We start from the raw sequence: 11828 nt of genomic DNA, 5'->3' as shown, positions 1-11828 counted from the left end.
GTCAAAATCTCGCCAGTATGATCTCGCATCCTGATCCTCAATCAGCGCCCATAAAGGGCACCAAGAAAAAAGAGGTATCACCATGAAAAGCCGCTGGCAGAAGTCACTCGAAGCTGCAGTCGCCACATATGACACGCCAATGCCTTGGGCACGTGGCAGCCTGCGTGAAGCCATGATCGCACGCCGTTCAGAAAATGCAGGCGATACAGTGCAACCTCTCGAACGCATCGCACAGGGCGCTTAACGCGCCCCGCCTTGGACCTTTACTGCCCTTTGCGGCAGGTGGCACCGGGCAAAAAAGGAAGATGCAGCCATCCGAACGATACTGCGCCGTGTGTTGGGGCAGGTCTTGGTTGCATCGATTTGCCGGGCATCCGTGCCCCGCAAATCAGAACAACTGTAACTATTGCTCAGATGTTGTTGGTGGGACAGCAGATGACGTCAGCTCTGAAAAGGCTTTTTTGATGGAACCCTCCCCGACTTCCGGCACGCAGCATGCAATCGATATTTTCAGCCAGCAAATCAGGCTTACGCCTGCCCAGCGGCAACATGCGAAAACGCAAAACAGCGATGTTGCGCAGCGCAAATACGAGGTGATGTACCTTGATGCGCAAGGCCGCTTTAACGAGTTTAACACCATTGCCCGCGCCCATCCGGCCTTTGAGGAAGCGTTCTCCGTCCTCGGCCATGCGGCAATCGTGCAGACCCAGAACGGCTTTATGTCTGTCGAAGACGTAATGCCGGGCGACGATGTCCGCCTTGCCGATGGCAGCTATGAAAAGCTGTTGTGGCGTGGCCGGATCACGCTTGGTCCCGCAACAAATGCGGCCAATTCAAAGCAACCCATGATGACACGGATCACCGGCGACGCCTTCGGCTACAGCCGCCCGTCGCAGGATCTGGTGCTGGGGCCATCGGCCCGTCTGCTACACCGTGCGAACGGTATCCGCCGCGTAGCTGGCAGTGATGCCGCCTTCATCCCCGCTGCCGACTTTGTCGACGGCAACACTGTGCTCAGCCTTGAGCCTGCAACGCCCGTCAGCGTCTTCCAGTTCGGATTTGCCGGGCAGCGCTGTGTCGTAGTCAACGGGTTGGAGATCGAAACACTGCATCCGGGTTCCGCCTTCAACCTCGGTCTGCGGGGCGATGCCTTGCGCGAATATCTCTCGCTCTTCCCCCACAAACGCGGTTTTGAAGACTTTGGATTGATGGAGCACCCGCGCCTGCGGATGCGCGACCTCGAACTACTCGGCTAGGACCTGCGGGGCGATCTTCACCGATCTCCCCCAGAACCGCCACAAAAGCAGTGCTGCGGCGATGGCCAACCCGATCACGAGACCCAGCCACAGCCCCACCGCACCAAAGCCCAAGGTAAAGGCCAGCAGATAGCTGACCGGCAATCCGATCACCCAATAGCTGATCGCCGCCATGACCATTGGCACGGCTGTATCCTGCACACCGCGCAACAGGCCGAGCGCCAGCACCTGCAACCCGTCCACCAGTTGGAACAGGGCGGCAACCATCACAAGGCTCGCACCGATGCGCAGCAAATTGGCGCGTTCCGGTTCATTGGGGTCGATGAAGAGCGACACCAAGAACTCTGGCATCGCCAGAAAAATGAGCGATGTGATCACCGCATAGATCGCCGACATCCCGATCGCCGTCATGCCGCCACGGCGCAACGATAATTCATCCCGTCGCCCCAAGGCACGGCCCGCCCGCACAGTGGCCGCCTGACTGAAACCGATATGAACCATGAATGTCAGGCTGGCCAACTGGATCGCGATGCCATGTGCGGCAAGCTCAATCGGCCCGATCCAGCCGACCATGATGGCAGAGGCGCTGAACAACCCGCCCTCGGCCAGCGACGTGGCACCAATGGGCCAGCCCAGCATGAACACACGGCGCAGGATTGCGCTGTCACTGCGCCAGAAATTCTTGAACAGTTCAAATTGCGGCAGGACACGCAGGATATAGATCATCAACAGCAGAACCGTGATCAGCGTCACACTCAAAGACGCAATCGCGGCCCCCGTGATCCCCAGTTCCGGCATACCCCAGTTTCCGAAGATTAGCGCATAATTGATAAAGACATTCAGCACCGCAGTCCCGATCGTCGCCCACAGAATAATCGCCGTGTGTTCAAGTGCCGCCAGAAAGGACTTGAACGTCATGACGATCAGCGCAGGGATCATCTGCCAGATCACGATCTGCAGATAGATATGGGCCAGCCGCGACACCTCGGCATCCTGTCCGATGGCGATGAGGATGTCTTCGGCCCAGAAGAACGGGATCGTGACAATGAACCCGTAGAAGATCGACAACCACAACCCCATCCGCGTGACGCGTCGTACCTGCACTTCATCACCCTGTTCCGCAGCCGAAGCCACCAAAGGTGTGACCGCCTGCGCGAACCCTGCGCCCACGATGAAGATGACAAAGAACAATGTGCCGGCGATGGTCGAGGCGGCAAGTGCAGTGACATCATACCAGCCCAGCATCACCGTATCGGTGATATGGATGGCAAACTGCGCCAGATTGCTCAGGATCAGGGGCATCCCCAGTTTCCAGATCGCACGGCTGTGGTCTTGATATGTTTGTGCGACAGGTTGCATGGCCAAACCCTTAGGCCCGTTCCGCGTGCCGGTAAAGTGCAATCAGATGCTGCGCAGCACCAATTGACTGGCAAGCAAGACGACAATCGCACCCGCCAGAATCTCGGCCCAGGCCAGGGTCCGCGCCACCGCCCCGTGCTGCACCAACTGCAAGGCGCTTTCGCGCAACCTAACAGCGGCGAAGGCCACCATCACGGTAATGCTCGCGGTGCCAAGACCCATGACAAAGGCCCCAATGATCCCCGCCCAGTCGATGCCCAACCGCCACGTCAGGATCAGCAGGAACAGCGCGCCTGTGCAGGGCCGGATCGCAATCGTGCCGATCACCACCAGCGCATCCCGCCAGGAACGCACAGTCTCGGCCTGTTCCATTGTCGGCCCATGGGCATGTCCGCAAGAGGCACAGACGTCACTGTTGCCCGCATGGGCATGGTCATGCTTGGGTCGCAAATGGCGCAGGCCCCGCAGCATGAGCCAAAAACCTACTGCGCCTATCAATGCATAGCTGAGCGGGGCCAGCACATCATCGGCCACCCCTGTCATCTGTTCGCGTCCCCAGCCGAACACAAAGACGGCCGCGTAAACCAGCAGCACCGCTGTCAGCGCCTGCGCCAGTGAGGCACCCAGCGCCAGCCCTGCCAAGCGCCGCGCAGGGACCCGCGTGCCTGCGCCATAGCCACCAATCACCAGCTTGCCATGGCCCGGCCCCGCGGCGTGGACAAACCCGTAGGCGAAACACAGCCCCCAAAGCGTGGCCAGCGCCCCCGGCTCACCTGCGCGCAATCCGCGCAGGGCCGCAGCCATGGCGTTTTGCACATCGCGCTGGGCAGCACTGGCATAGCGCGTTACCTGATCCGCCCCGCCAAAGCCCCAAAGCCAAAGCGCCAGCGCCCCGAAGGCCGCAAGGATCAGAGCGGGCCAGCGCATGTCACAACAATCGTGTCCGCGAACGCATCGCCAATGGCTGGGAAGTAGTCGTCGGGGCCAACCTCATCAGCGCTTTGCCCGTCAAGCAGGCTTTCTGCCAGCGCATAGGCGGCATCAATATCGGCGGGAATGATCTCGGCGCTGCAATCATCGCGCCCTTCGATCAGCACAGGACGGCGCAAATCATAAGCGGTGTAAAAACTGGGGTCGTACACCCGTATCTGCAGCGGTGACGCGCGATCGGGCACATCCGGTACGGGCCGCAGATGTGTTTCCAGAAAAAGCCCCTCAACATAGGTCATGCGATGATCCTGCTTTTCCCCCAAAGCCAGCACCGCACCACCCTGCGCGACCTCGAGATCACCGGCATATTCGGGGGGCCAAGCTGCAATCTGGCTCTCGAGCAGGGCCTGTTCATCAGCGGTCAGGACCAGATCGCCATCCATGTCGATGCCAAGATCAGTTGTCACCAGAAGCGAAAACAGATCGTCATATTGCCAATCAAGCTTGATCCCCATGTCGCCGGCCTCATCAAAGACGACGGTGACCTGTGCCTGCACAAACACATGCGGGTGGGCCGCCACGGTGACGGGCACGGCCAAAGCGGCAAGAAGGGGAAGCAAAATACGCATGTCGCCTATGTAGGGATATCTTGGAGCATCGACAATGCGCTTGCAGCCACCGCCCCGCAGCGATCAATTTTTTGCCAAAAATTGACCTGAGAGCCCCAAGATTTTTCGTCGAAAAATCTGTGGTCACGCTGTAGGCGCAAGCCACCCGCGATAATGCACCATCGGCGCACCTGTGATGGGGGCCGACAGCGCCACATCAAAATGAAACTGCCCCGCATCTTCATATTCCCGCGCCACACTGACTGGCAAAAGAAAGCGTGGAAAAGGCAGAGGCCCCACGCGCCCCGACTGCACCGGAAAATGCAATTGCCCGTCTGCTACGTGCAGCCCCAGCGTAAAGGTAAAGGGACCGAAACGCTCGGTCATGTGCCCGTCCTGCACGCGCAGGAAAGACCAAAACCGCGCAGCGCCGAACTGGCGCTGCCACAACTCACCACCCTGTCGCGGCGTCATTGTGACCGTCACATCAATATCATCTGTCGCAGGCGGAAACCGGAATGCAAAGGCAATCAGCCGCGCCCAAAACGACGCACCCCGCGTCACGCTGGCCCGCCCGCGCCAGATGGCAGGGCCGCGCAGATCATGCAAATCCCGCACCACGGGCGGCAGAGCGTCATAATCCGCCCCGAGATAGCCCGCAAAGAGCGGCGGCTTTGAAGTCACCTCAAGACTTCGCGCCAGGAATGTTTGGGCGCAAATCCGACCATCCGCTTGGCCTTGTCATTGGCATAAAACGTCTCATCTGGGCGCATATCGCGCTTTACAGGCACGCCTTGATAGAACCGTTCGATCACCTCGTCTGATGTGATCCCCACCGACAGATCATCATTCGAGACGTTGAAGACCTCATACCCCAGACCATCAGTTTTCAGGCAGCAATCCACCATATGACCCAGATCGCGGGCATCAATATAGGCAAAGATGTTGCGGCGGCGCAGGGCGGGGTCAGCCATATAGGCAGGGAACTGGGTGGCGTATTCATGCGGCTCGATCACATTGTTGATCCGCAGCCCGTAGATATCAATGCCGCTGCGCGCCTGGAACGATTTGCCCGTCACCTCGTTACAGACTTTGGACATGGCATAGCTGTCATGGGGGACGGTCGGGTGGTCCTCATCAATGGGCACGTATTCAGGTTTCAGCTCACCATCGGCAAAGCAAACGGCATAGGTCGTCTCGGAGCTGGCAAAAATCACCTTGGGGATGCCCAGCTTTACCGCCGCCTCGATCACATTATAGGTGCTCAGCGTATTCTGTCGAAAACATTCGCCATCGGTGCCGATCATCACGCGCGGCACGGCGGCAAAATGCACTACAGCATCATATTTCGGCACGCCTGTGCCCGGCTCCAGCTCGTGAAAATCGGCGTATTGCGACATCGCGCCAATCACCTGCCCCGCATCACACAAATCAACCAGCAATTCCGACACATCAAGCCCTGACGGGACACGGTCCACATTCACGACTGTATGGCCCTGCGCCTGCAGATAGGTAATCGCATGACGTCCCGCCTTGCCGCTGCCGCCTGTGAAAAATACGCGCATATCGTCCTCCTGGTGTTTGACGCTAAACTAGCCCGCCGCACACAATCCGCAAGCATTCGAGATTGCCCCCTGCACGCGCGCCTGCCATTATGTCCCAAACCAAAGAAATGAGCAGTACCATGGCCAACGACCTCCTCTCCGGGGCCAGCCCCGACGACTACAACGCCGACAGCATCGAGGTGCTTGAGGGGCTGGAACCTGTGCGCAAACGCCCCGGCATGTATATCGGCGGCACGGACGAACGCGCGCTGCACCATCTGGTGGCCGAGGTGCTGGACAACTCCATGGACGAAGCGGTCGCAGGGCATGCCAACCGGATCGAGGTGGAACTGCACGCGGATTATTCCGTGACGATCAAAGACAACGGGCGCGGCATCCCGATTGATCCGCACCCGAAATTCCCTGACAAATCCGCACTCGAAGTCATCCTCTGCACGCTCCATGCGGGCGGCAAATTCTCGGGCAAGGCCTACCAGACGTCGGGCGGTCTGCACGGTGTGGGCGCATCGGTGGTCAACGCGCTGTCCGACAGCATGGTCGTGCAGGTGGCGCGCAACAAGGAACTTTACGAACAACGGTTTTCGCGCGGCATCCCGCTGGGGCCGGTGCAAAAACTGGGGCCCACGCAAAACCGGCGCGGCACCACGGTCACCTTCCACGCGGATGCGGAAATCTTCGGCAGCCAGCGGTTCAAACCCGCCCGCCTCTTTGCCTCCATCCGCTCCAAGGCCTACCTCTTTTCGGGTGTCGAAATCCGCTGGAAGTCCGAGATCGACGACAAGGAAACCCCGCTCGAGGCCACCTTCCACTTCCCCGGCGGCCTGTCGGACTACCTCAAGGAAACGCTGGGCACCGCATCCACCTACGCCGACAAACCCTTTGCCGGCACCGTGGACTTTAACGAAAAATTCGGCGAACCCGGCAAGGTGGAATGGGCGATCAACTGGACGCCCGTGCGCGACGGTTTCATCCAGTCCTATTGTAACACTGTGCCCACGCCCGAAGGCGGCACGCATGTCAGCGGCTTCTGGGCCGCGATCCTGAAGGGGATCAAAGCCTACGGTGAACTCTCCAACAACAAGAAAGCCGCGCAAATCACCCGCGAGGACCTGACCTCGGGCGGCTGCGCGCTTGTGTCCTGCTTTATCCGCGATCCGGCCTTTGTGGGGCAGACCAAGGACCGGCTGTCCTCGGAAATCGCCGCGAAAATGACCGAAGGGGCGGTGCGCGACCACTTTGACAACTGGCTGGCCAATGACACGAAATCCGCAGGCGCGATCCTCGATTTTCTGGTGCTGCGCGCCGAAGAACGCCTGCGCCGTCGTCAGGAAAAAGAGACCGCCCGCAAATCGGCCACCAAGAAACTGCGCCTGCCCGGCAAGCTGACGGATTGCACCAGCAAGGACCGCGCGGGAACGGAGCTTTTCATCGTCGAGGGCGACAGCGCGGGTGGTTCGGGCAAAGGCGCGCGCAACCGCGTCAATCAGGCGCTTTTGCCGCTCAAGGGCAAGATTTTGAACGTGCTGGGGGCGGCCTCATCGAAACTGACGACCAACGCCGAAATCAACGACCTCTGCGAGGCGCTGGGTGTCGGCATGGGCACGAAATTCAACATTGACGACCTGCGCTACGAGAAAATCATCATCATGACCGACGCCGACGTCGACGGCGCGCATATCGCGTCGCTGCTCATGACGTTTTTCTTCACGCAGATGCGGCCCCTGATCGACAACGGCCACCTCTATCTGGCCTGCCCGCCGCTCTACCGCCTGACGCAGGGCGCGCGCCGCGTCTATGTGGCCGACGACGCCGAGAAAGAGGCGGTCATGGCCAAAGGCCTTGGCGGCAAAGGCAAGATCGACGTCCAGCGGTTCAAAGGCTTGGGCGAAATGGACGCCAAGGACCTTAAAGAAACCACGATGGACCCCACGACCCGCAAACTGATCCGCGTCACCGTGCATGATGATGTGCCGGGGGATACCGCCGATCTGGTGGAGCGTCTGATGGGGAAGAAACCGGAGTTGCGGTTCCAGTATATTCAGGAGAATGCACGGTTTGTGGAGGAGTTGGATGTTTGAGTGGCAAAAAATTTCAATGTAAATCGTTAGGTATCTGCAAGCTCACGGGTACTGAGGGTCAATATGTAAAAAGCCACATCATCCCGCAGGCACTAACACGACCGTCAAAAAGCGGTGTGCCTTTAGTGCAGTCATCAAAAGGTTCAGGCGGAACAAAGCGTTGGTCAAGCTGGTATGACAAAAGCATGGTTACGCGTGAGGGCGAGGACTATCTAGAGAGAATAGATACCAGAGCTATCAGAATTCTAAAGAAGCATAAGATGGTATGGCGCTCTTGGAATGGCGTTCCACCTATTTTCCAAAGCTTGTCAGCAATGTTGCCTAATCACTCTACGCGCGAGATTCAGTTGGGTGTTGAGGATGGTTACTCTCTCAAACTGTTTTTGGTCAGCATCTTGTGGCGAGCATCAGTGTCTAGCTTACCCGATACAGAGGACATAAAACTCAGCGAGCATCAGGAGAAGCTGATTGCAGCTGCAATAAAGGGCGAGCGTATTTCTGACTCTAGGTTTGCAACGGCTCTTGTTCAGATATCGACGTTTGGCGAATACCAAAACGCACTGCCATTTTACGAAACTAAGAAAACACCTCCGTTCGAGGATGGTCCCGTGCGGGAAATTCCTATGTACAGACTGTTTGTTGATGGCTTGATCGCACACATCCATCTCGAAGACGAAGAAGATATGGACGATAACGCTCTATATTTGGGTTGTGCGGAAAGAATTGTCGTTCCGGGGATACGTTATGAAGCATCGTTCCAGTATGAGAATGGTCTAAACTTGATGTATGAGACTTACCTTGGCTCAAAAAAGTCCTAGCAAACCGTAGCGGCGTAGGTCGGGGTTCTCCCCGACACACCTGCACCGCATGACATGGCATGTCGGGGCAGGCCCCGACCTACGGATTGCGTCATCTCGTACGGTGGGTGAAACCCACTTGATTGCTGGCGCTGGTTTCTACAATTATTGACTTATCAAATTACCTCGGAGGTAAGAATGATATTGCGTTGGTTCAGGGCGGTGCGATTTTGGGAAGACAAGCATAAGATAGGAAATTCAGGATCTATCGCATATGCTCTTTTTGCAATCGTTCTGCCGTGTGTGTTTGTATTCTTGCTTTCGGTTATATTGGAAAGTTTCTCTGTATTTCTCTCAAGAGAAAACACGTTTTTGATTGCCGTCGGGATATGTGTTTTTGCTTTTGTCTTATTATGGATGAGTGAGTTCACCAATAAAGGAGAGGATTAGACGCGACCATTCGCCTTGTCACGATAATGCCGGATAATCTGACGCATCGCAGGATAGCAAAAGCGTCCTCCGGGGGGAGGTCGGGCGCTACCCGGCCATGCCGGGCGGGGTGTTTTGTGAGGGCATCGCCAACGTTGCCCGGGAGAACCCCGGCCTACGGGTGCTACGGCGTAGGTCGGGGTTCTCCCCGACACACCTGCACCGCATGACATGGCATGTCGGGGCAGGCCCCGACCTACGGGTTGCTTCCTCTCGTAAGGTGGGTGAAATCCACGCGCCCCCAAGGATAGGCGCAAACCTCGGATCAAGTGCCACGCAGCCCCGGACCTGATCCGGGGCCTCTGCCGCTCTGTGTGACGAGGTCCCGGGTCAGGCCCGGGACTGCGGCCATCGAACACCCCGTCCGTGCCCCTGTGTACATACGCATTGTGTACAGCTTGTGTACGCAAAACACACACCCCTTTCCCTAGCGTCACGCCGCCCTAGTTCCCCCTTATGCGCTATTTGATCCTTACCCTTTTCCTCGCCTCTCCTTTGGCCGCACAAGAGGTCGAAACTGATCTCGAACTGGTGCTGCTCGCCGATGCCTCGGGTTCAATCGACGCCGACGAGTTGCTGTTCCAGCGCCAGTCCTACGCCGCCGCCATCACCGATCCGGCGGTCGTCTCTGCGATCCAGAACACGCTCTACGGCTCGATAGCTGTCACCTATGTGGAATGGGCCACCAATCAGGCCACGGTCGTGGACTGGACCGTCATCACCGATATGGACAGCGCCACGCGGTTCGCCGCGGCCCTGATCGGCCCGCCCCGTCAGGCGCGCGGGCGCAACGCCATCGGCTCGGCCCTGCTCTACGGGATGGCACAGATAGAGAACAATGATATCAGGGGCTTCCGCCGCGTGATCGACTTTTCCGGCGACAGCATGGGCAACACATTCGGCCCGCCCATCACCCAGGCACGCGATGAGGTCGTGGCCAATAACATCACCATCAACGCCCTGCCGATCCTGCGCAACGGCGATTTCATGGGCAACAGCCTGCCGCTGATGTACGAGCAGAATATCATCGGTGGCCCCAACGCTTTCGTGATGCCCGCGCTCAGCGGGCCCGAGTTCACCGACGCGGTGCGCCGCAAGCTGATCCTCGAGATCGCAGGGACAACGCCCCAGACCGAATATGCCTCACTCCTGCTGGAGGGATTGCAGGTAGGCCAATAGGTCGACAATCGGCTGCGACGTCATGATGGGCTGCCCTGTCTCGGCTTTGGTGGCCACATCTGTGCCTTCAAAGAAATCCCCGTAAACCGGCATCATGCTGCCATGGCTGACCAGCGGATCACGCCCGTCAATCCGCATGATCACACGTGCGGTCGGGAACACACCACCATTCTCGGCGGCCAGCCGTGTCAGGTTGCTGGGCGCCACAACCAAAGACGGCGACATCGGCCCGTTACCCGTGGCCGCATTGCCGTGGCAGGTGGCGCAATAAAAGCCGAAAAGCGCCTCGCCCTGCATCGCATCCTGCGCTGCGACAGGGGATGCAAGGCCCAACGCCAGTATCACGGGAAAGATACGCATTACGGTCTCCTCTATGCTGCTGGGATCAGCCTAGGCAGAGGATGCGCCTTCTGCGTTGATGCAAATCAACTAGCGCAGTGTCAGACCACCAATCGCCGCCCGGATCACGCTGTCGGTATCATCACTGTCACCCGACACGGCCAGCCCGATCAGCGCGCCTTTTTCGCCGCCAAAAGCACGGGCATAGTCCGCCGCCAGATCGACACTTTCGCTGAACGATCCCGTCCCGGCCTGCCGTAGTGCAACGGTCACCCCCTGCCCCGCAGGACCGTAAGGCGACGGGATCACCTGCCCGCGCGCATGGTTGCCACCCCAGGCGTACTGGATGATACGCACATCATCATTGCCCAGCAGGGCGCGGATATTCGCCCCTTCAAGGCTGGGCGCAATGCTTTGCGGCACAAACACGAAGTAGAGCGAGATGTTGCGATCATCTCCGCCTTTCAGGCTCAGATCGGTGGGGGGTACGGATTGTTCTACGGTCCAGTTCCATGTCGCGCCACGCGTCCCCCAATTTGCTGGTGCGACGCGGCTCCAGGCGATGGACACGGACCCGTCCGACACCAGCCCGAGGTTCTGGCCAAAAGCATAGTCGTTCGAGCTGAAGAGCGAGAGGCGCTGCTCTTGCCAGCCGTTGTCAAATCTTACTTCGGCTGCCTGCGCGCTTGCGGCTATCCCGAGGGCGAAAACTGTCGCAAAAATCCGGTGCATAAAAATATCCTGTTTACAGTGTCTGGATAAAACTAGCCCAGTTCCAATGCGCAGGAACCCGACATCTGCCGTTTTCACGCGAACGTTAGCGCAGGTTACTGCTGGATGGATTCCAGATACTCGGACAGCACCAAGAGCTTCATGGGCACCGGTGTGCCCAACCCCTGCTCTTCCACGATCACGGTCTCGCCCAGATCACCCGCGCCGAATTCCGGCATCGCAGTGCTGAAATGCGCGCCACGGTCCAGCCCGTCGATGGTGCTCATGACCTGATTTACGGGAAAAACACCGCCGTTGCGGGCCGCAATCGTGGTCAAATCAGGCGGGGCCACGGCCAGATCGCGCGCTGCCGGGCCATCCCCTTTGCCATCGGCCCCATGGCAACTGGCGCAGTTTTCCATATAGGCTGTCCGCCCGTCGATGTGTTCTTCGACACAAGCCGTCAGGCCCAGCGCGAGCAAAATAATGACGTACCGCATATCAGCCTCCTGTTTTG

The 11828-nt window shown here is 58.6% G+C and carries 13 protein-coding genes; 5 read left to right on the top strand and 8 right to left on the bottom strand.

All coding sequences use genetic code 11. From position 1 onward, the window contains the following. Positions 1-82 precede the first annotated feature (82 nt). Entirely contained in the window at positions 83-244 is a 162-nt protein-coding gene (locus tag C7964_RS19985) for a hypothetical protein (RefSeq protein ID WP_181417171.1), read from the top strand. 220 nt (positions 245-464) lie between these two features. Continuing rightward, entirely contained in the window at positions 465-1256 is a 792-nt protein-coding gene (locus C7964_RS12770) for a Hint domain-containing protein (RefSeq protein ID WP_110280024.1), read from the top strand. Here the strand turns inward: C7964_RS12770 and C7964_RS12765 are convergent. From C7964_RS12765 to C7964_RS12745, 5 genes are all read right to left on the bottom strand, one after another. Continuing rightward, a complete protein-coding gene (locus tag C7964_RS12765; RefSeq protein ID WP_110280023.1) occupies positions 1245-2615 on the bottom strand; it encodes an MATE family efflux transporter in 1371 nt (456 codons plus the stop codon). The two genes, C7964_RS12770 and C7964_RS12765, sit on opposite strands and share 12 nt — an antisense overlap. A 42-nt stretch (positions 2616-2657) precedes the next feature. Then, entirely contained in the window at positions 2658-3542 is an 885-nt protein-coding gene (locus C7964_RS12760) for a nickel/cobalt transporter (RefSeq protein WP_110280022.1), read from the bottom strand. Beyond that, complete coding sequence (locus tag C7964_RS12755; protein WP_110280021.1) at positions 3524-4174, bottom strand: DUF1007 family protein; 651 nt, start codon at positions 4172-4174, stop codon at positions 3524-3526. Before C7964_RS12755 ends, C7964_RS12760 begins: the two co-directional genes overlap by 19 nt. A 123-nt stretch (positions 4175-4297) precedes the next feature. Beyond that, positions 4298-4837, bottom strand: a complete 540-nt coding sequence (locus C7964_RS12750; RefSeq protein WP_181417170.1) for a DUF4166 domain-containing protein — start codon at positions 4835-4837, stop codon at positions 4298-4300. Beyond that, on the bottom strand, positions 4834-5718 hold the full coding sequence (locus C7964_RS12745; RefSeq protein WP_110280019.1) for an NAD-dependent epimerase/dehydratase family protein: 885 nt from the start codon (positions 5716-5718) through the stop codon (positions 4834-4836). The genes C7964_RS12750 and C7964_RS12745 overlap by 4 nt, the downstream gene beginning before the upstream one ends. 119 nt (positions 5719-5837) lie before the next feature. Here C7964_RS12745 and parE point away from each other — a divergent pair, with 119 nt between their 5' ends. The 3 genes from parE to C7964_RS12730 all read left to right on the top strand — a co-directional run bounded on the left by parE (position 5838) and on the right by C7964_RS12730 (position 10261). Beyond that, on the top strand, positions 5838-7796 hold the full coding sequence (gene parE / locus C7964_RS12740) for a DNA topoisomerase IV subunit B (RefSeq protein ID WP_110280018.1): 1959 nt from the start codon (positions 5838-5840) through the stop codon (positions 7794-7796). Beyond that, positions 7793-8614 (top strand): hypothetical protein, encoded by an 822-nt coding sequence (locus C7964_RS12735; RefSeq protein ID WP_146214856.1) that lies wholly within the window; start codon positions 7793-7795, stop codon positions 8612-8614. The genes parE and C7964_RS12735 overlap by 4 nt, the downstream gene beginning before the upstream one ends. Before the next feature lie 924 nt (positions 8615-9538). Next, positions 9539-10261, top strand: a complete 723-nt coding sequence (locus C7964_RS12730; RefSeq protein WP_110280016.1) for a DUF1194 domain-containing protein — start codon at positions 9539-9541, stop codon at positions 10259-10261. Here the strand turns inward: C7964_RS12730 and C7964_RS12725 are convergent. The 3 genes from C7964_RS12725 to C7964_RS12715 form a co-directional block, all read right to left on the bottom strand. Further along, positions 10226-10621, bottom strand: a complete 396-nt coding sequence (locus C7964_RS12725) for a c-type cytochrome (protein ID WP_110280015.1) — start codon at positions 10619-10621, stop codon at positions 10226-10228. The two genes, C7964_RS12730 and C7964_RS12725, sit on opposite strands and share 36 nt — an antisense overlap. A 69-nt stretch (positions 10622-10690) precedes the next feature. Next, a complete protein-coding gene (locus C7964_RS12720) occupies positions 10691-11332 on the bottom strand; it encodes a DUF3047 domain-containing protein (protein WP_110280014.1) in 642 nt (213 codons plus the stop codon). Positions 11333-11427: 95 nt separating this feature from the next. Further along, positions 11428-11811 (bottom strand): cytochrome c, encoded by a 384-nt coding sequence (locus tag C7964_RS12715; protein WP_110280013.1) that lies wholly within the window; start codon positions 11809-11811, stop codon positions 11428-11430. Positions 11812-11828: the final 17 nt, after the last annotated feature.

The sequence above is a fragment of the Loktanella sp. PT4BL genome, assembly GCF_003201935.1.
Classification (GTDB): Bacteria; Pseudomonadota; Alphaproteobacteria; order Rhodobacterales; family Rhodobacteraceae; genus Yoonia.
Note: the sequence above shows the minus strand (reverse complement) of the source record. Positions and strands in the feature narration are given on the sequence as shown.